Raw genomic sequence first — 18,547 nt, 5'->3', positions numbered from 1 at the left:
GGTGCTGGGTCACGCAGCCAAAGTCAGTGCGACCTCGGTGCCTTTGCCCGGGGCGGTCTTGATTGTCGCTGTGCCCCCGGCGCGCTCCATGCGGCCGGTGATCGAATCGCGAACGCCGTGGCGGTCGGCCGGGATCGCCGCTGGGTCAAACCCAGCGCCGCGGTCGCGGACGAACACGGAGAGCTCACCGGCGAGGTTTTCGGCATACACATCGATCCCGTCTGCCCCCGAGTGCTTCACCGCGTTCACCATGGCTTCCCGGGCCGCCAGGACTATGGGCTCGACGTTCTCATCAAAGGCTGTGTCGTCGCCGACGGTGACGGGGCGGATGGTCACGTTGAACAGGTCCTCGACTTCTCCGGCGGCGGTGTTGATCGCGGCGAAGAAGGTAGCCGGCGTGGGTGGCGCAGCAGCAGTCGGCGCGGGTTCGGGATTGGTGGTGTGGGTGGTCCAGCCGGGGGCGGGCGAAGCGTCGTAAAGCCATGCTCTCAGCTCGCGTTCCTGGCGGCGCGCAAGGCGGGCGACCTCCTCAGAGTCGTCGGCGCGCTTCTGAATGAGCGCGAGCGTCTGCAGCACAGAATCATGCAGGTGAGCGGCAATGTCGGCACGCTGCGCGGCGACCGCCTTATCTTGGCGCTCCTCAACCAGCGAGCGGAGCAGGCGCGCGATGAGCGGCACCACGAGAATGCCCACGCCGAGCACAGCCACCAGCACAGCCACAACCACGCCCATGATCCCGCCGCGGTCGCCCATGAGCGCTATGACAATGACACCCCCCATGACCAGCACACCGCCGACGAGCAGAGAGGCGATCGAACCCGCGGTACGCATGTCGCGGTCGTACGCCCGCCAGGCCAGTACCGCGCCGACCGCGACCATGACCACCACCGCGACGAACGCGCCATTACCGGGATCCCCCACCGCCGACGTCGACATCGACCACAGCACAAACGCCGCGACGACCAGCAGCAGGTTGAGGATCCCTCCGATCCGTTTGCCGTCCACGACAGGCCGCTCCGGTTCACCCTGCGGGGTGAAGATCCACAGAGCGGCGTACAGGATGACGCCCAGCCCGCCGAAGAGGGAGGACAGGGAGAGGAAAAGGCGGATGTACACGACCTCGATGTTCAGATGCGCAGACAACCCCGCCGCGACACCAGCGACAACCCGGTGCTCCTGCTCGCGCACAAAGCGCGGGTAGGACCGGGGCGGCTCGGAGGCATAGTGCTGGGGCATGCTGTTCATCTTGGCACGCGGCATGCGGCGGGGAATCAGGGCAAACCCTGAACTTGGGATTTCAGGGTGAATCCCGATACCGCTTTCACCCAGTACTTCGCATACTGAAACCATGAACGAGACACTGAAACTGATGTGGGACACCCGCCCACCGCGGATCCCGAAGAAACAAGGCGGAGACGCCATGATCGCTGGTATCTGCGAAGGAATCGGCGTCCGCTACCACATCGACCCCACCCTCGTGCGCGTTGCATTCGCCGCACTGTCCCTCGTATTCGGAGTGGGGCTGTTCGTCTACACCCTGTGCGGTTTCCTCATGCCGCGCTTCGGCTTATCGACGTCCCCCGCCCAAGCCATTTCAACCCCCAAGCATCAGCTCGACGCCGTGGAGGTCAAAGAACGAGACACCGGCTGGGGCCTGCTGATCCTCCTGTTCATTTTCTTCCCGACGATCAGCGCGTGGACCTGGGCCGACGCGACCGCTTCCACGCTCGGCGGGCTGGCCCTGTCCGCCCTCGCCTGGTGGGCGCTGCACCAGCGCCAACCCGAACCGCCGGCCGGGCTCATCGTGCCATCGCGCGTCCGGCACCCGCAGCCTGAGCCGGGCGCCCAGCCCCAGCCCGAGCCGCAACCCGAGCAGCAACAGCCCGTGGACCCGATTGTCACCGCCCGGTTCACTGCCCCGGAGGGCTACCCCCACCCGGCCCACGGCCGCACCACTCCCCCGTCGTGGGACCCGCTGGGCACAGCACCCCAGCTGTGGCACCTCCCGGACCCGGGTTACGAACCCCCGCAACAGGCCCGCATGAAGCCGAACCGGCCGTTGTGGATCTGGATTCCGGTCGCGGTGCTGTTGACCGTGAGCGTGTTCCTCACCATGGCCGTCGGCAGCAATCTACGAAATCGCGATTGGTCCGGCTTCGGGCAAACCACAGTCGTCGTCAGCGACGAAGAGACAATCTTCCCCATCGACGGCTACGTCGGCGAACTCAACGTCGACCTAACCGATCTGCCTCCGCTGAAAGAACCTGCGGCGCTGGACATCAACCACAAAGTCGGCACCGTCAACGTGACCATGCCGAAGGCGAAGATCCCCTACGAGGTGAACTGCTCCATCAACGTCGGCGAAACCGCATGCCCGCCGTCAAGCACACAGGGCGAAGGGGAAACGCTGACGCTCAACATCCACGAAGGAGTTGGCAGGATCCAGGTCACGTGGCCTGAATAAGCCGGGTAAGCCGAGCGGGCCGGTTCTTACTCCCACTCAATTGTTCCCGGCGGTTTGGACGTGATGTCCACAACCACACGGTTGACGTCCTCGACTTCGTTGGTAATGCGGGTGGAAATGAGCTCCAGGACCTCGTACGGGACGCGAACCCAGTCCGCAGTCATCGCGTCTTCGGAGGTGACGGGGCGCAGCACGATCGGGTGGCCGTAGGTGCGGCCGTCACCCTGGACACCGACGGAGCGGACATCTGCAAGCAGGACGACCGGGCACTGCCAGATCTGGTCGTCGAGACCGGCGCGGGTAAGCTCCTCGCGGGCAATGGCGTCAGCAGCGCGCAGGGTTTCCAGGCGCTCTGCAGTGACCTCACCAACGATGCGGATGCCCAGGCCCGGGCCCGGGAAGGGCTGGCGGTTCACAATCAATTCGGGCAAGCCCAGCTCGCGGCCGACAGCACGAACCTCGTCCTTGAACAGGGTGCGCAGGGGCTCGACGAGCTCGAACTCAACGTCATCAGGCAGGCCGCCGACGTTGTGGTGGCTCTTAATGTTCGCAGTACCCGTGCCGCCGCCGGACTCGACAACGTCCGGGTACAGGGTGCCTTGCACCAGGAAGCCGACATCCTTCTGGTCATCGTTTCCGGAGCCTGCAAGGACTCCGGAAACGGCGCGCTCGAAGGACCGGATGAATTCCGCACCGATGGCCTTACGCTTCGCCTCCGGGTCGGTCACACCGGCGAGCTTGCTCAGGAAAGCTTCGCGCTCGTCCACAGTGACCAGACGTGCGCCGGTCGCAGCGACGAAGTCCGTCTCCACCTGCTCACGCTCACCCTGACGCAGCAGACCGTGGTCGACGAAAACGCAGGTCAGTCGGTCACCGATGGCGCGCTGCACCAATGCTGCGGCGACCGCGGAGTCCACGCCACCGGACAGGCCGCAGATGGCGTGGCCGTCGGGGCCGATCTGCTCAGAAATGGCGTCGATCAGCTGGTCGGCGATGTTGGATGCCGTCCACGTTTGCTCAAGACCGGCGATCTCGGTGAGGAAGCGGGTGAGCACCTGCTGGCCGTGCGGCGAGTGCATGACCTCCGGGTGGTACTGAACGCCGGCCATGCACAGATCCGCGTTCTCAAAGGCCGCAACAGGCGCGCCCTCAGTCGCAGCGGTGACATCGAAACCGTCCGGAGCCTTAGTCACGGAATCACCGTGGCTCATCCAGACTGGGTGCTGCTCATTCAGGCCAGAGTGAAGGACCCCGCCACGTACGTCCATGTTCGTGCGGCCGTACTCGCGCGAGCCGGTCTTGGCCACGGTGCCGCCGAGCGCCTGCGTCATCACCTGGAACCCGTAGCAAATGCCAAAGGTCGGCAGGCCCAGCTCGAAAATCTCCGGATCGAGCTGCGGCGCGCCGTCCTCGTAGACGGAGGACGGGCCGCCAGACAGCACAAGGGCGACCGGATCCTTTTCTTTCAACTCCGCCGCCGAAATGGTGTGCGGGACAACCTCGGAATAGACGCGCGCTTCACGCACGCGACGGGCGATGAGCTGGGCATACTGAGCGCCGAAGTCGACAACGAGAACCGGGCGCGGATGCGCGTTAGCGGTCGGGGTCTCTGCAGGGTCTTGCGCGGGGTTGGTCACGTTCCAAATCCTATCGCATGGCCCGCAGGGGCATTCTGATGTGCCCGTGCACAGCTCGTGCGATACCCAATCTCGCTTCTTGTGACCCGAGATAGATTTTTAGTATCGCCTTTCGCACCTAACCCAAGACGTTTCCGCAGGTCAGAATTCCCTGAACGCGCCAGAAGGCGATATTGAGATTGTACGGAGCGCGACACCTCGGACAAGATCGTCGCCATGTCGGCCCCCACCTCAACCGCTAGCACCCCCGCGCCCACCGGCACCGCTATGGGCATGGCCTGCATTTTCGGTTCGTGCATTGCGCTCCAGCTCGGCGCAGCGCTGGCAGTGCAGTTGTTCCCGCACGCGGGAAGTTGGGCGACGGCGTCGCTGCGTCTGATCATCGCGGCGGTGATCTTGGTGCTGGTCACCCGCCCGAAGTTCTGGACGTGGACGCGCAAACAGTGGTGGGCGATCATCACCTTCGGTCTATCCATGGGTTTCATGAACGGCTGCTTCTACACCCGCATCGAACGCATCCCGCTCGGCACAGCTGTGACCATCGAGTTCTTGGGCTCGCTCACGCTTGCGGCGGTGCTGTCGCGCACCGCGCGCGACATCGTCTGCGTCGTCCTCGCGCTCGCGGACATGATCCTGCTGGGCATCAACTCGTACAACGGCCACCCCCCTGGATCCTGTCGGCGTCGCGTTTGTGTTGGCCGCAGGTTTTTTCTGGGCGATGTACATTTTGGCATCGAAACGTGCGGGCGGCCTTGTCCCCGGCCAGGGCGGGCTCGCGGTCGCGCTGACGGTCGGTGGCCTTGTGCTCATGCCGCTGGGCTGGCAGGGCTCGCTGACTATCCTCAGCGACAGTAATCTCCTCGCCCTCGCAGTGGGCACGGGCATTCTCGCGTCGCTCATCCCCTACTCGCTCGAGCTCATCGCGTTACGACGCCTCACCCCCAACACCTTCGCCATCCTGCTCTCCCTTGAACCCGTCTTCGCCGCATTCTTCGGCTGGCTCCTGCTCGAAGAGACCATTACGGGACTCAAGACGGTGGCAATCGTGCTGGTGGTCAGCGCGTCGGTGATCCAGACCGCGGGAGCGCGCCGAAGCAGGCGCGCTAACCGGAAACAGTGATGTCGACTTTCTGGAAGCTCTTGGTGTCGGTGTAGCCGCATTTGGCCATGACGCGGCGGAGCCCCCCGGCGAGGTTGTGGCCGCCCCATGTGCTGGTGCTTGGGCCGTGGAGGATGGTCTTCAGGCTCGGGCTATTCTCTCGGAGATTGTTCAGCACGTCCTGGGTGGCATCGGCGTCGTCGAGGCCCCAACCGAAACTGAATGAGCTGCTGGTGTTCTTGATGATGCCGCGTGGGAACCGCGGGTGCGCAGCTTGCGCCTGCCAGTAGTAACCGTACGCTGCGGCCTCTGATGCAGAGGCGAGGGCGGTGCCCAGCATGACTGCATCGGCGCCGCAGGCTACGGCCCGAGCAATATCTCCACTGGTGCGGATTCCTCCGTCAGCGATGATGTGGACGTACCGGCCTTCCGTCTCGTCGAGGTACTCGCGGCGGGCGGCGGCCGCGTCGGCGATCTGGGTGGCCATGTGGGTACCGATGCCCAATGCGGAACCCGACGTCGTTGTCCCCTGCCCGACGATGATGCCTGCTGCGCCAGAGCGCATCAGGTGCAGCGCGGTGGTGTAGTCGGCCACGCCGCCGGCGATGACGGGAACGTCGAGTGAGCCGATGAATTCCTTCAGGTTGAGCGGCTCGCCGCCTTCCTGGACGTGTTCGGCGGAGATGATCTCGCCCTGGATGAATAGGATTTCAGCGCCGGCCTTGACCACGACGGGAGCTAGCTCGCGGGCGTTCTGGGGGCTGACACGAACCGCAACGGTAACGCCGGAGTCGCGGACCTGGGCGATGCGCTCCGATAAGAGGTCGTGATCCAGCGGCGCCGCGTGGAGCTCCTGGAGGGTCTTCACAGCACTGTCCTCGGCAGAGGTCGAACGCTTGCCAGTGTCGTCCGCATTGAGCTTGGCGGCGATCACTTTCACAATCGCTTCGTCGAGATCGGCGTGGCGGCCCCACAGACCTTCTGCGTTGATCACGCCTAGCCCACCCTGCTTGCCCATCTCGATGACGAACTCAGGGCTGGCCAGAGCGTCGGTCGGATGGGAGGTGAAAGGGATCTCGAAGGTGTAGGCGTCGATATGCCAGCTCAGGTCCACGTCCTTCGAGGAACGAGTGCGGCGCGCAGGCACGATCCCGATATCCCGCAGGTTGTAGGCGCGGCGGGCTTCGCGGCCGATGCCAATTTCAACGTAGTCGCGCATGCATTAACCCTTGTAGTTCGGAGCTTCGACAGTCTGCGTGATGTCGTGCGGGTGGGACTCGCGCAGGCCAGCGGCGGTGATCTGCACAAAGCGCTTGGTCTGCAGTTCCTCGATGGAGGCGGAGCCGGTGTAGCCCATGGCAGCGCGCAGACCACCGATGATCTGGTGGGTAATGGAGTCCAGCTCGCCGCGGTAGGGCACGCGGCCTTCAATTCCTTCTGGCACGAGCTTGTCTTCGCTGGTGACGTCAGCCTGGAAGTAGCGGTCCTTGGAGAAGGAACGCTTCTCCCCTGTCAGGCCGCGGCCCTGCATAGCACCCATGGAACCCATGCCGCGGTAGCGCTTGTACTGCTTGCCACCCACAACGACGATCTCGCCTGGGGCTTCCTTCGTGCCGGCGAGCATCGAGCCGAGCATGACGGTCGATGCACCAGCCGCGAGCGCCTTGGCCACGTCACCGGAGTGCTGCATACCGCCGTCGGCGATGATGGGCACGCCAGCCTGGTGGGCAGGAACGGACGCTTCCAGGATGGAAGTAATTTGCGGGGCGCCCACACCGGCGACAACACGCGTGGTGCAAATGGAGCCCGGGCCGATGCCGACCTTGATGGCGTCCGCACCGGCTTCGATCATTGCGGCGGCGGCTTCGCGGGTGGCTAGGTTGCCGCCGACGACATCGACGCGGTCGCCGAAGTCCTTCTTCACGCGCGCCACCATTTCCAAAACCCGGTTGTTGTGGGCGTGGGCGGAGTCGACGATGAGGGCGTCCACGCCAGCGTCGACAAGCAGCCCCGCGCGGGAGTAGGAGTCCTCGCCTGTGCCGATGCCCGCAGCGACCAGCAAACGCCCCTCGGAGTCCTTGGACGCGTTCGGGAACTGCTCGGTCTTCACAAAGTCTTTCACGGTGATCAGGCCCGTGAGTTTGCCCTGCTTATCGACGATCGGCAGCTTCTCCACCTTATTCGCGCTCAGCAGCTTCAGCGCCTCTTCCTTGCTCACGCCGTCTTCGGCGACGACGAGCGGCATCGGAGTCATGACCTGGGCAACCGGGCGGGAGAAGTCCGGCTCGAAACGCATGTCGCGGTTGGTGATGATGCCGACGAGCACTCCGTCGCCGTCGACGACCGGCAGGCCGGAGATTCGGAAGCGGGCGCACAGCGCATCCACGTCAGCGATGGTCATGTCCGGCGACGCAGTGACCGGGTCGGTGACCATGCCGGATTCCGAACGCTTCACCACATCGACGTGCTCTGCTTGATCTTCGGCGGACAGGTTGCGGTGCAGCACGCCGATGCCGCCCTGGCGGGCCATGGCGATAGCCATGCGGGACTCGGTGACGGTGTCCATTGCGGCGGAAGCAACCGGGATGCCCAGGCGGATGTTGCGGCTGAACTGGGCGGAGGTGTCCACTTCACCGGGAACGATGTGGGACTCTGCCGGGAGCAGCAGCACGTCGTCGAACGTCAGGCCGCGCAGGGCGATCTTGTTCGGGTCGTCCCCACCGGTGTGTACTCGCTGATTGGCTTCGCTGGACATGCCCTATCGCTCCCTTTCTTACAACCGCTTCAAGCACTTACGCAGATAGCATAGTGCCTTGCGCCCACACCCCGCGATTGTCCTTCCGCCCCGATCCGCAATAGGGTGAAAGGCGTGAACTTTGACTCCATGATGCCGCGCGACCCCTTCGCCGACGATCCCAACGATCCGGCATCCTTCATCGAAGACGACGAGGTCGTGGAGCCACTGACGCCCGAGGAGCGCCAGGCCGTCATCCGCGACCTCGCCCAGACCCGCGAGTTCAAGGAAGTCTTGGGCCCCCGCGGAATCCTAGGCATCTACTTCATGTGCGAAGACTGCGATGAAGTGCATTTCTATGACTGGGACATCATGATCAACAACATGATCGCCAACCTCAACAACGAGCTGCCACCGGTCCACGAGCCGAGCGCGGAACCGAACGAGCGTGCTTATGTGCCGTGGGATTACGCCCTGGGCTACCTGGACGGACTCGACGCGCGCTAACGCAGCACGAGACCGCAGCTAGTTAGCCTGCCTGGTCGGAGGATGCGGACGGGCTCGACGGGGCCGCTGACGGTGCTGGCCCGGATGGGGCCGAAGACGGAGCTGGCGCAGGTGCCGGCGCCGGGGCTTGCGTTGCAGCGTTGGATGGTGCCGGCTGAGTGCCCGGGTTCGCAGGCGCTGCTGGCTCGGTGACCACGACTGTCACCGTGACGGTATCTGGTGCAGGCGGCTGGGAAGCCGGACGTTCTGCGTCGTCTTTCTTCCGCTCAGTGGTGACCGTGACCGTTTCCTTGTCCGGACGCGGGGTCGAGGTGGTACCGCGCTGCGAGTTGCCGCGATCGCCGCGGTCACTGCGCTCCGCCTTCAAACTCGAGCGCAGTTGCTCGATCAAGCTGCGGGCACCTTCGATGTCGCCTTCTTCAGCCTTCGAGTCGATCTCATCGAGCGTGCTGGCCAGCTCCACATAATCGGTATTTCCACCGAACAGCTTCTGGGACGGGCCCCACAGCGGTGAATCCGGGGTGGCGTTGTACAGCGCAGCACCGGTGCCGGCCACCATGACCGTGGCGGCGGCTGCACCGACCAAACCTGCCATCCATGGGCTGGTGCGGTAACTGCGGCGCTTCTTGCGCTCAACGTCGAGCGGTACCGGGGCGACGGCCGCATCCACGTCGTCATCAAGCAAGTCGTCGTCAAGCGGCTCGTCCGAGAGCGACTCGTCCAAGAACGGTTCCCCCGCCAGAGGCTCCCCTACCGTCGGGTCCTCCGGCATCGGGGCCACCGGCATCAGCTCCTCCGTCGCTGGGGCCTCCAACGTCGGAGCCTCCGGCATCGGCGCTTCAACGTCGTCGCGCAGCTCCAAGAAGAGAGTAGCCAGCTGGTCTTGGCCGTCGGACGGGTCAATACCGTGGGACAGCGCTGTCAGGAATTCATCGCTGCGGTGTGCATCTTGAGGTTTCACGGCTACCCTCCTTGCTTCTTCTCGAGAGCCTTGCGCAGGGTGGCCAAGGCTCGGTGTTGGGCGACGCGGACTGCACCGGCTGTACTGCCGGTGATTTCCGCTGTCTCTTCGGCGGAAAGACCGACAAACACGCGCAAAACGATAATCTCACGCGCCTTCTCACTTAGTTGATCGAGCAATTCACGCGCAGCGTTACTACCTTCCATCTGCATCGCCGCATCCTCGGGCGTGAGACCGGAAAACTCCTGGTCGGGAACCTCATCTGTGGGGTTTGTTTTGTCGCGCGAAAGGGCCCGATGAGCGTCAGTGACTTTGTTGAACGCGATGCCGTAAACGAAAGCCATGAACGGCTTGCCCGTGTCCTTGTACTTGTCCACAGACGTTGCCACAGCGAGGCACACCTCTTGAGCGACGTCTTCCGCCGTGGGTGTGCGGCCGCCGTTGATGCGCGCACGGCAGTACCGCAGCACCATGGGGTGCACGACTCGAATGATGTCTTCTAACGCTCGACGGTCCCCCTCTTGTGCTCGCGGCACAAGATGAGCCAGCCGGCTGTCGGTGTCTACTCCTGACACGCCTCTCCTTTGCTCGCTCATTGCCAGGGACCCGTCCATCGTACGCATACTCCCCGATACCCCCAACTGGAAAACTAAGAATAATTCACCGAGCTTTAACCTTGGCACATTTTCGCTGCTTATCGACGCGCCAGAATGCCGAACTCTCTGTGTTCAAACTGGGCGACACCTGACAGAAACCCGTTGTTTACCCGCACGGTGAACACTCCCTTGTCGGTGCTTGGCTCCCCATCAAGCAAAGCACGAACGGATCGCTACCTCAGGAGACCGCAAAGAATGCCTACGATGTCCATGCCTTCGCAACTGCCCGGCCCCAACGCTGATTTTTGGGATTGGCAGCTCCACGGCGCTTGCCGCGGAGAGGCGTCCGATGTCTTCTACCACCCGGACGGGGAGCGCGGCCGTGCCCGCACCCAGCGCGAGAACCGGGCGAAAGCTATTTGCTTGGGCTGCCCGGTGCTCGAGCAGTGCCGCGCCCACGCTCTCGCTGTCGCTGAGCCGTACGGCATTTGGGGCGGTATGAGCGAGTCTGAGCGTCACGCCACTTTGCGCGGCAACCGCAGCCGCGGCGGCAAGAAGGTCGCCGTCGCCGCACGCTAGGCGCGTCCGGCACAGCAAAACGCCCCACCGTGTTCCGATGGGGCGTTTGCTGCGCAATCACGCGCGGGCGTGCAGCTCTAGTGCTGGTGCCCTGCGTGCTCGTCTTCTTCGGCAGGCTTATCCACGACCGATGCCTCGGTCGTGAGCACCATGCGTGCCACAGACGCAGCGTTGACCACTGCGGAGTGGGTGACCTTGACGGGGTCGATGATGCCCTGCTCGATGAGGTTGCCGTACTCGAGGGTGGCGGCGTTGAAGCCTTCACCGTTGGGCAGCTCAGCGATCTTGGACACGACCACGGATCCGTCCAGACCGGCGTTCTCGGCGATCCAGAAAGCGGGCTTGGTCAGTGCGCGGGCGACAGCCTGGACGCCGACCTTCTGCTCGCCGTCGAACTCTTCCGCATACTTCTGCAGCTCGTTCGCGATCTGCACCAGTGCGGAACCACCGCCGGCGATGATGCCTTCCTGTGCGGCGGCGCGGGCAGCGTTGATAGCGTCCTCGACGCGCAACTTGCGCTCGTTGACCTCGGTCTCGGTCGGCGCGCCGACGCGAATGACGGCGATGCCGCCGGAGAGCTTGGCCAAGCGCTCCTCGGCCTTTTCCTTGTCCCAGGTGGAGTCGGTGTTCTCGATCTCGCGGCGGATCTGGCCGCGGCGGTTCTCCACTGCCTCGGCGGAACCTGCGCCGTCGACGATGACGGTGTCATCCTTGTCCACGGTGACGCGGCGAGCGCTGCCCAGGACGTCGAGCTCGATGTCCTTGAGGTTGATGCCCAGCTCCGGATCGACCACGGTGGCCTCGGTGACCACAGCGAGGTCGTCCATGAATGCGGCGCGGCGCTCACCGAAGTACGGGGACTTCACGGCGACGACCTTGAGGGCGCCGCGGATGGAGTTGACCACGAGGGTCTGCAGCGGCTCACCCTCAACGTCCTCGGCGATAATGAGCAGCGGACGGGAGGTGGCCACGACCTTTTCCAGCACCGGAAGGAACTCCGGCAGGGAGGAGATCTTGTTGCGCACCAGCAGAACCAGCGGGTTCTCCAGGACAGCCTGACCGGCCTCCGGGTCGGTCATGAAGTACGGGGACAGGAAGCCCTTCTCAAAGGAGATTCCTTCGGTAACGTCCACGTAGGAGTCGATGGACTGGGACTCCTCAACGGTGAGAACACCGTCCTTACCCACCTTGTCCATGGCGCCGGAGACCATCTCGCCGACCTCTGGGTCGCGGGAGGAGACGGTGGCCACGTTCGCGATTTCCTCGCTGGAGGAGACATCGGTGGCGCGGGCCTTGAGCTCCTCGACAACCTTCTCGGTGGCTGCGGAGATGCCCTTGTTCAACTCAATCGGGTTGGCGCCGGCAGCGACGTTGCGCAGACCTTCGTTGACCAGGGCCTGAGCGAGCAGTGTCGCGGTAGTGGTGCCGTCACCGGCGATGTCGTTGGTTTTCACAGCGACGGACTTGACCAGCTGCGCACCGAGGTTCTCGAAGGGGTCCTCGAGGTCGACCTCGCGGGCGATGGTCACGCCGTCATTGGTCACGACGGGGCCGCCGAAAGCCTTGTCCAGCACGACGTTGCGGCCGCGGGGGCCGAGCGTGACGCGCACGGAGTCAGCCAGCGTGTCCACGCCGCGCTGGATGCCCTCGCGGGCCTCCTGATCAAATGCAATCAGTTTTGCCATTGGGGATTAATCCCGCCTTTTACTTTTCGACGACGGCCAGCAGGTCACGAGCAGACAGCAGGAGGTACTCCTCGCCGTCGTACTTCAGCTCGGTGCCGCCGTACTTGGAGAAGATCACGGTGTCGCCTTCCTTGACGTCCACCGGAATACGGTGCTCACCCTCGTCGTCCCAGCGGCCCGGGCCGACGGCGATGACGGTCGCTTCCTGCGGCTTCTCCTGAGCGGAGTCCGGGATGACCAGGCCGGAGGCGGTGGTGGTTTCAGCCTCGACGATCTGGACGAGGATCTTGTCCTCCAGGGGCTTGATGTTGACGTTTGCCACGGTTTGAAAACCTTTCGTTTCAGACTTGGTTTCTTCTTCGGTCGGTGCGCAGCCGTCGTCGCGGGTGAACAAACTGTGCCCAAAACCTGGTTAGCACTCTACCCTCGCGAGTGCTAGGTAACAACAAGGGCCGGGTCCGCAGTGTCCGCCTGCAGCGAACTCCACGTCTACCCGGCCCGAAGGTTAAGGCCCGAAGCTCTACAGCAGGTCTACTCCTGCGGGGAGCCCATGTTGAGCACGGCGTTGCGCCACAGCTCGTACTCTTCACCGTTGTCGTTGATGAAGTTGCGCACAGCACGGATGGCTTGCTTGATCTGGGTGACAATCTCGTCGTCAATGCTCTTGCCGCCGCGGCCGGTGAAGATCACCGGACCGGAGATAGCGTGCACCGGGTCGGTGAGGAAGTTCGGGTTGTCGGTGGCTGCCTGGTTGCGGGCCATCGACGCGACCGGGTTCGGGGCTGCGCATTGCTCACGGGCCTCCGGGGAGTAGATCGCCTGGAACTCGTTGTCCTGCTGGACGAATGCGACCTCGACCTGCTCCTGCACGGTCGGGCCGAGGAACTGCTCGGCGCTACCGGTGCCGAAGACAATGCGGTGGTAGGTCAGGTCCGGGTACACCAGGAAACCGAAACGCTCGTGGTCCTTACGAGAGCTCATAGCTAGAGGTCCTTTCACAGTTTATGGGTGGTGTTTCTGCGTGAATCATCTTCACGTTAGCTCTAAATGCCCACGTGCGCTCGGCAAGCGCATCGCTGGCACCACCTAGCCGGTGACCAGTGGCGTTTCCACCTCGAGGGCAGTGTCTGTGGCCGTCGACAGCGGCGACGGTTCTGCACCCTCGTGAATCAGCTGTGCGGCCAACGCCGCGATCATGACTCCGTTGTCCGTGCAGAGCTTGAATCGCGGCACGCGCAGTTCAACTCCTGCAGCCGCACAGCGTTGCTCAGCTACTGCCCGCAGGCGGGAGTTCGCCGCGACTCCCCCGCCAAGCAGCAGCGTGCGCGCACCGGTGTCCTCGCAGGCCATCATTGCTTTCGCGGTGAGCACGTCGACGACAGCCTCCTGGAACGAGGCGCACACGTCCTCGATGGAGATGACGGCGCCGTCCCGCTCCGCCGCCTCGACGTACCGCGCAACGGCGGTTTTCAATCCGGAGAAGGAGAAGTCGTAGCGGTGCTCGCCGCGCAGATCCTCGGCACGCGACAGCCCGCGCGGGAACCGGATCGCGTCCGGATTTCCCTGCGTCGCCAGCTTGTCGATCACCGGCCCGCCCGGATACCCGAGTCCCAAAAGCCGGGCGACTTTGTCGTAGGCCTCGCCAGCAGCGTCGTCAAGCGTGCTGCCCAATTCGCGCATCGGCTTGCCCACGGCATCCACCTCAAGAATCTGCGTGTGCCCGCCGGACACAAGCAACGCGATGGAGTGCGGAAGTTCCTCAGCCCCATCCAAGTTGGCCACGGCGACGTGCCCGCCGAGGTGGTTGACCCCGTAAAACGGCACACCCCACGCTGCGGCGTACGCCTTCGCGGCAGAGGCCCCCACGAGCAAAGCGCCGGCGAGCCCTGGGCCGACAGTCGCGGCGACAGCATCTGGCTTATCGACGCCCGCTTGCCCCAGCGCCTCCTCCATCACCTGCGGCATAGCCTCCAGGTGGGCACGCGAAGCAATCTCCGGGACGACACCGCCGAAGCGAGCGTGCTCGGCCATCGACGACGCGACAACGTCGGCAAGCACCGCCATCGAGCCGTCCGGTGAGAGACGGATAATGCCGACGCCTGTTTCATCGCAGGAGGACTCGATGCCGAGAATGATCATGCTCCACTCCTTTCGCTCAGACTGTGCCGCATCATGGTGTACGCGTCCGCGCCAGATGGCTGGTAATAACCCTTGCGCAGGCCGATCTCGGTGAAACCGAATTGCTCATAAAGCCTAATCGCCGCGGTGTTGTCCACGCGAACCTCGAGAAACATCTGCCCGTCGTACGCATCCGCAACGTGCACGAGCTCCTCCATGAGCACCCGCCCGATCCCCTCGCCCTGGTGTTCGCGGGCCACGGCAATGGTGTGCACTTCGAACTCGGGATCGTTGCGGGGGCCGAGCTTAGCCAGGCCCGCGTAGCCGACCAGCTCCGCCTCCGCATGCTCAGCCCCTGCGAACACTCCGACGTAGAACGTGTGCGGGTGCGCGAACTGTACCAGGAAAACATCGCGCGACCACGGACTCTCGTCAGCGAACAGGTCGGCCTCGATTGCGGCGACGGCAGACGCGTCGGCCTTCTTCAACTCACGCAGGAACATCTACACGTCCACGTCCGGGATCGCCGGCGACTTCGGCTTCGGAGCCGGTTCCTTCGCGTCCGGACGACGCAGATACAGCGGCGCCAGCGGTTCGGGAGTTGCGGCCAAGTCAGCCGCTGCGACAAGGCCCGCGGGATGCGGGGGGATGTAGGTGATGTGGCGGGCGACGTCGATAAGCTCGGCGGGCAACTGTCCGCGCAAACTTTCCGGGCAACTGATCACGTCTGCACGGGCCACGTCCAGCGCGGCGGGTGCAACGACATCTGGCCCCGCCATGCGCCGCGCGGCTTCGTAGCGGGCCCAGTACACCTCGCGGCGGCGGGCATCGGTGACGATCAGGCTGCTGCCCTCCCAGTGCTCCTGCTGCGCAAGCGCCGCGACCGCATCGTGGGTGCACACACCATGCACCGGAATGCCCAGCGCCTGCCCAAAAGCAGCAGCCGTGGACATGCCCACGCGCAGGCCCGTGAATGGGCCAGGGCCACAGCCGACAACCACAGCGTCAAGATCACTGAACTCGAGCCCTGCTTGCGACAGCAGCTCCATGACGGTGGGCACCAGCAGCTCGTTGTGTGCGCGGGTTTCCGTCACCGCCTCCGCGAGAACGCGGGCGTCACCGCCGGTATCCGTGTCGACGATCCCGGCGACAAGATCCGTCGTCGCAGTGTCGATCGCCAGAACGTTCATCTACTGCACGCGCGGCCCGAAGCGCCACTTGTCGCCGTCCCAGTGCACCGGGAACCCGTTCTCGGTGCTGACGTACTGGTTGAAGTAGTTGCCGTTGCACAGGTCCATCACGTCGTTCGGGATGGTGTCCACGGCCTCGAAGCCCTTCTCCACATCCGAGGTGAGCAGGACGTAGCTGTTGCCGGACTCGAGATCGATCTTGTCCTTGACGCTCTCAGCGGCCTTCAACTTTGCGTCGATAAGCTCCTGCGGCTCTTCCTTGCACAGCGGAATGAACGCCGTGATGTCCTCACCGTAGACATAGCGCAGGTCAATCACCTCGGCTGCAACCGCATCGCTTGTCGACGGCTCCATCTCCTCCAACGTAGAAACAAGCGAACCGGATGCATCCGCCTCCGACACGGGCGTTGGTTCCCCGGCAGCGTTCTTCGACGACGAGGACTTAGGCATGAGGAACATCATGGCCACCAACGCGATGATCCACAGCGCGATGACGATTCCCGTCCAGCCCTTCTGGCTTGCTGAGAGCTTTTGCATGCGTCCAACCCTACCCCGCTGGCGCCCACGAGATAACCCGCCCCTCGTCGAGAGCGTCGCGGTTGAGGGTGACCACCAGGTAGCGGGAGGTCAACTGTTCCACCAGCCCACCACCCCATTCCGTCACCACGACCGCGTCTTCCAACTCCGAATCGAGGTCGAGCGCGTCGAGCTCTCCCAGCGGGTCTGCCGTGCCAGTTCCACCGACGCTGTCGAGCAGACGGTAGGCGTCCACGTGCACGAGCGCTGGGCCGTCCCCGTTGTTCTTGTGCTCTCTGGCGATGATGAAGGTCGGGCTGGTCACCCGGCCTTTCACCCCCATCCCCTGAGCAATTCCCTGCGTCAGCGTGGTCTTGCCCGCCCCGAGTGGGCCGTCGAGGATGACCATATCCCCTGCTTCCAGGCTCGCACCGAGCTGCTTACCGAACGCGCGGGTGTCCTCGGCGGTGGCGCATTCCGTGCGCCCGGGCTGATCAAAGGGAGGTTTCATGGCTGTATTGTCTCTCAACTCGCCCGCACGGGGAGCACACCACCTCGTAGTGGATCGTCCCGGCGCGGTCCGCCAGCTCAGCCGCAGTCATGCCGCCCTCGCCGAAAATGACGGCTGCGTCTCCTGGTTGCACATTGGCTGCGTTGTCACCGAGCCAAACGATGAACTGGTCCATGCATATCCGTCCGACCTGTGGATAACGCGCACCGTTCACCGTCACCTCGACCGCGTCCTGCCAGGCGCGCGGAAGCCCGTCGGCATACCCAACAGGCACGACCGCCGTGTACCCGTCCTCCGGCGCAGTCCACGTCAGCCCGTAGCTCGCACCCTCACCCTTTCCGATGCGTTTCACGGCGACGATCTCCGCCGACCACGTCATCGCCGGGCGCAGCTGGGCGCGGTCGAAGTCGGTGTTCGGCGCGGTTCCGGGCGCTGCTTCCGGCCCTGTTTCCGGCGCGACGGGGTCAAGCCCGTACAGCGCCACTCCTGCCCGGACCTGCTCGAAGGCCAGCTCCTTGCGGGACAGCGTGCCGGGAGAGTTCGCCAGGTGGTTGCACGGCACGTCCAGCCCCATGCTGCGGGCCAGGGCAATGCCACGCTGAAAGGACTCGTACTGCTCCGTGTTGAACGGGTTGCCCGGTTCATCAGCGCAGGCAAGGTGGGACATCACGCCCCTGACAGTGAGGCCAGCGTTCGTGGCTATCGCGAACGCATCGGCCCAGTCCTCCTCGTCAATTCCGGAGCGGTTCATGCCTGTGTCGAGCATGAGGTGGACGGGGGTGTGGGGGGAAACGTCGATAAGCGTGCGCAGGTGCGTCAGCGTGGGGACACCGACCTCGATGCCTGCAGGAATGGGCTCGCCGGGGGCCCACATCCATGCGAGGACCGGCTTGTCGGTGAGACGTTTGACCTGGGAGGCTTCGGCGAGGGTGGCCACCCCGAACGCGTCCGCTCCAGCCTTGTCCATGACCGGAACGACGCGCTCCACCCCGTGGTTGTAAGCATTCGCCTTGACCACGCACATCAGTTTCGCGGCACCGGCACCCCGTTTGAGCAGGGCGGTGTTGTGCGCGATCGCGTTCAGGTCGATGCGGAGGGTGGCGGGACTCATGGGGAATATTGTGCCAAAGGTCCGCTTGCCGGAATACTGCTCGGGCTTTTTCAGAATACTGCTCAACTGAACCTGCTGGTCAGAAGTATGCGATGCGGCTAATAAGCGCCAGCAGTCTTCTAGGCGCCGCGAGCAGGCTTAGGGCCCGCCGCGTACGCACACGCACCCGCACGGGCTACACGAAGTGGATCACACCGAGCAGGACCAGCAGCGCCGCCACGAACCAGGTGGCGCCAAGAGAGACCTTCTCGGAGTTGTCGCGAGCCCAGTCGAAGGCGCGGCCAGCGGGGCTGAGCGGGGCCCGTCGCACCCACCCCACGAGCAGAGCGCACACGGTGGGCAGGCTCAACGCAACGGTGGCGTAGAGAATGAGGAAGGTGTACCGGGTCGCCAGCTCAACCCCCGCCGTCGACAGCACGGCCAATCCGCCGTAGAACGGCACGGACGTGGCCGACTGGATCAACCCGAGGATGAAACCGACCACAACAGTCGTCGGCGAGGGGGTGCGCAGCGGTTCCAGAATGCGCGACACCAGGGCGGAGTTGTCCCCACCGCGCAGCGCCAACAGTCCTGTGACCAGGCCGGTGGCAATGAGCAGAATCCCGAAGATCGGTCCTTCGACGAAGCGGTGGACGACCGAGCCGAGCCCGTCGAAAAGCACCAGCATGATGAAGGCGAGCGACGCCACACCCAGCCAGTCCCCGGCGATGAGCAGACTCACCGTGCGCGCGTACTGGCTGCTGCCGCGCGGCACGATGATGCCCACCGCCACGATCACCCCGATGAGCAGGAGGTTGATCGAGTCGACGAAGGCGAACCCGAGGGCCGAAAGCATCTGT

General features: G+C 64.4%; 20 protein-coding genes. 4 read left to right on the top strand and 16 right to left on the bottom strand.

What is annotated here, in order from left to right:
* Positions 1-9 precede the first annotated feature (9 nt).
* Positions 10-1,236: an ATP-binding protein gene (locus tag KBX19_RS07175; RefSeq protein ID WP_255998080.1), complete on the bottom strand. Its 1,227-nt coding sequence runs from the start codon at positions 1,234-1,236 to the stop codon at positions 10-12.
* A gap of 112 nt (positions 1,237-1,348) precedes the next feature.
* On the opposite strand from KBX19_RS07175, the gene KBX19_RS07170 reads away from it, so the two are divergent.
* Entirely contained in the window at positions 1,349-2,464 is a 1,116-nt protein-coding gene (locus tag KBX19_RS07170; RefSeq protein ID WP_255998078.1) for a PspC domain-containing protein, read from the top strand.
* Between the two features lie 26 nt (positions 2,465-2,490).
* On the opposite strand, the gene guaA is transcribed toward KBX19_RS07170, so the two are convergent.
* Positions 2,491-4,101: a glutamine-hydrolyzing GMP synthase gene (gene guaA, locus KBX19_RS07165; RefSeq protein WP_255998076.1), complete on the bottom strand. Its 1,611-nt coding sequence runs from the start codon at positions 4,099-4,101 to the stop codon at positions 2,491-2,493.
* A gap of 718 nt (positions 4,102-4,819) precedes the next feature.
* Here guaA and KBX19_RS07160 point away from each other — a divergent pair.
* Positions 4,820-5,221, top strand: a complete 402-nt coding sequence (locus KBX19_RS07160; RefSeq protein WP_255998074.1) for a DMT family transporter — start codon at positions 4,820-4,822, stop codon at positions 5,219-5,221.
* On the opposite strand, the gene KBX19_RS07155 is transcribed toward KBX19_RS07160, so the two are convergent.
* Together KBX19_RS07155 and guaB are read right to left on the bottom strand one after the other, a co-directional pair.
* The gene (locus KBX19_RS07155) at positions 5,205-6,419 is read right to left on the bottom strand and encodes a GuaB3 family IMP dehydrogenase-related protein (protein ID WP_255998073.1); all 1,215 of its coding nucleotides are present in this window, start codon (positions 6,417-6,419) and stop codon (positions 5,205-5,207) included. The genes KBX19_RS07160 and KBX19_RS07155 overlap by 17 nt on opposite strands.
* Before the next feature lie 3 nt (positions 6,420-6,422).
* Positions 6,423-7,955, bottom strand: a complete 1,533-nt coding sequence (gene guaB, locus KBX19_RS07150) for an IMP dehydrogenase (RefSeq protein ID WP_255998071.1) — start codon at positions 7,953-7,955, stop codon at positions 6,423-6,425.
* Positions 7,956-8,069: 114 nt separating this feature from the next.
* On the opposite strand from guaB, the gene KBX19_RS07145 reads away from it, so the two are divergent.
* Positions 8,070-8,441, top strand: a complete 372-nt coding sequence (locus KBX19_RS07145; protein WP_040423417.1) for a DUF5319 domain-containing protein — start codon at positions 8,070-8,072, stop codon at positions 8,439-8,441.
* A 22-nt stretch (positions 8,442-8,463) separates the two neighbouring features.
* On the opposite strand, the gene KBX19_RS07140 is transcribed toward KBX19_RS07145, so the two are convergent.
* Together KBX19_RS07140 and KBX19_RS07135 are read right to left on the bottom strand one after the other, a co-directional pair.
* Positions 8,464-9,402, bottom strand: a complete 939-nt coding sequence (locus KBX19_RS07140; RefSeq protein WP_255998070.1) for a hypothetical protein — start codon at positions 9,400-9,402, stop codon at positions 8,464-8,466.
* Between the two features lie 2 nt (positions 9,403-9,404).
* Positions 9,405-9,998 carry a sigma-70 family RNA polymerase sigma factor gene (locus tag KBX19_RS07135; RefSeq protein ID WP_255998156.1) on the bottom strand — a complete coding sequence of 198 codons (594 nt, stop codon included), beginning with the start codon at positions 9,996-9,998 and terminating at the stop codon, positions 9,405-9,407.
* A 264-nt stretch (positions 9,999-10,262) separates the two neighbouring features.
* On the opposite strand from KBX19_RS07135, the gene KBX19_RS07130 reads away from it, so the two are divergent.
* Positions 10,263-10,577, top strand: coding sequence for a WhiB family transcriptional regulator (locus tag KBX19_RS07130; RefSeq protein ID WP_040423419.1), 315 nt, complete (start codon positions 10,263-10,265; stop codon positions 10,575-10,577).
* Positions 10,578-10,654: 77 nt separating this feature from the next.
* Here the strand turns inward: KBX19_RS07130 and groL are convergent, their stop codons facing one another.
* From groL to KBX19_RS07080, 10 genes are all read right to left on the bottom strand, one after another.
* Positions 10,655-12,262, bottom strand: coding sequence for a chaperonin GroEL (gene groL / locus KBX19_RS07125; protein WP_005286542.1), 1,608 nt, complete (start codon positions 12,260-12,262; stop codon positions 10,655-10,657).
* A gap of 19 nt (positions 12,263-12,281) precedes the next feature.
* Positions 12,282-12,584, bottom strand: a complete 303-nt coding sequence (groES, locus tag KBX19_RS07120; protein WP_040423912.1) for a co-chaperone GroES — start codon at positions 12,582-12,584, stop codon at positions 12,282-12,284.
* 209 nt (positions 12,585-12,793) lie between these two features.
* Positions 12,794-13,243 carry a hypothetical protein gene (locus KBX19_RS07115; protein ID WP_005286548.1) on the bottom strand — a complete coding sequence of 150 codons (450 nt, stop codon included), beginning with the start codon at positions 13,241-13,243 and terminating at the stop codon, positions 12,794-12,796.
* A gap of 105 nt (positions 13,244-13,348) precedes the next feature.
* Complete coding sequence (gene tsaD / locus KBX19_RS07110) at positions 13,349-14,401, bottom strand: tRNA (adenosine(37)-N6)-threonylcarbamoyltransferase complex transferase subunit TsaD (RefSeq protein ID WP_255998068.1); 1,053 nt, start codon at positions 14,399-14,401, stop codon at positions 13,349-13,351.
* Positions 14,398-14,883, bottom strand: a complete 486-nt coding sequence (gene rimI, locus KBX19_RS07105; protein ID WP_005286553.1) for a ribosomal protein S18-alanine N-acetyltransferase — start codon at positions 14,881-14,883, stop codon at positions 14,398-14,400. The genes tsaD and rimI overlap by 4 nt, the downstream gene beginning before the upstream one ends.
* Positions 14,884-15,570 (bottom strand): tRNA (adenosine(37)-N6)-threonylcarbamoyltransferase complex dimerization subunit type 1 TsaB, encoded by a 687-nt coding sequence (gene tsaB, locus KBX19_RS07100; RefSeq protein WP_255998066.1) that lies wholly within the window; start codon positions 15,568-15,570, stop codon positions 14,884-14,886.
* Entirely contained in the window at positions 15,571-16,107 is a 537-nt protein-coding gene (locus KBX19_RS07095; protein WP_255998064.1) for a hypothetical protein, read from the bottom strand.
* 10 nt (positions 16,108-16,117) lie between these two features.
* On the bottom strand, positions 16,118-16,597 hold the full coding sequence (gene tsaE, locus KBX19_RS07090) for a tRNA (adenosine(37)-N6)-threonylcarbamoyltransferase complex ATPase subunit type 1 TsaE (protein WP_255998063.1): 480 nt from the start codon (positions 16,595-16,597) through the stop codon (positions 16,118-16,120).
* Positions 16,581-17,708, bottom strand: a complete 1,128-nt coding sequence (gene alr, locus KBX19_RS07085) for an alanine racemase (RefSeq protein WP_255998061.1) — start codon at positions 17,706-17,708, stop codon at positions 16,581-16,583. The genes tsaE and alr overlap by 17 nt, the downstream gene beginning before the upstream one ends.
* A gap of 175 nt (positions 17,709-17,883) precedes the next feature.
* On the bottom strand, positions 17,884-18,543 hold the full coding sequence (locus KBX19_RS07080) for a hypothetical protein (RefSeq protein ID WP_255998060.1): 660 nt from the start codon (positions 18,541-18,543) through the stop codon (positions 17,884-17,886).
* Between the last annotated feature and the right edge of the window lie 4 nt (positions 18,544-18,547).

Source organism: Corynebacterium sp. CCUG 71335, assembly GCF_024454075.1.
GTDB lineage: Bacteria > Actinomycetota > Actinomycetes > Mycobacteriales > Mycobacteriaceae > Corynebacterium > Corynebacterium genitalium.
The sequence above is the reverse complement of the archived record's forward strand: the minus strand, read 5'-3'. Positions and strand labels throughout refer to the sequence as shown.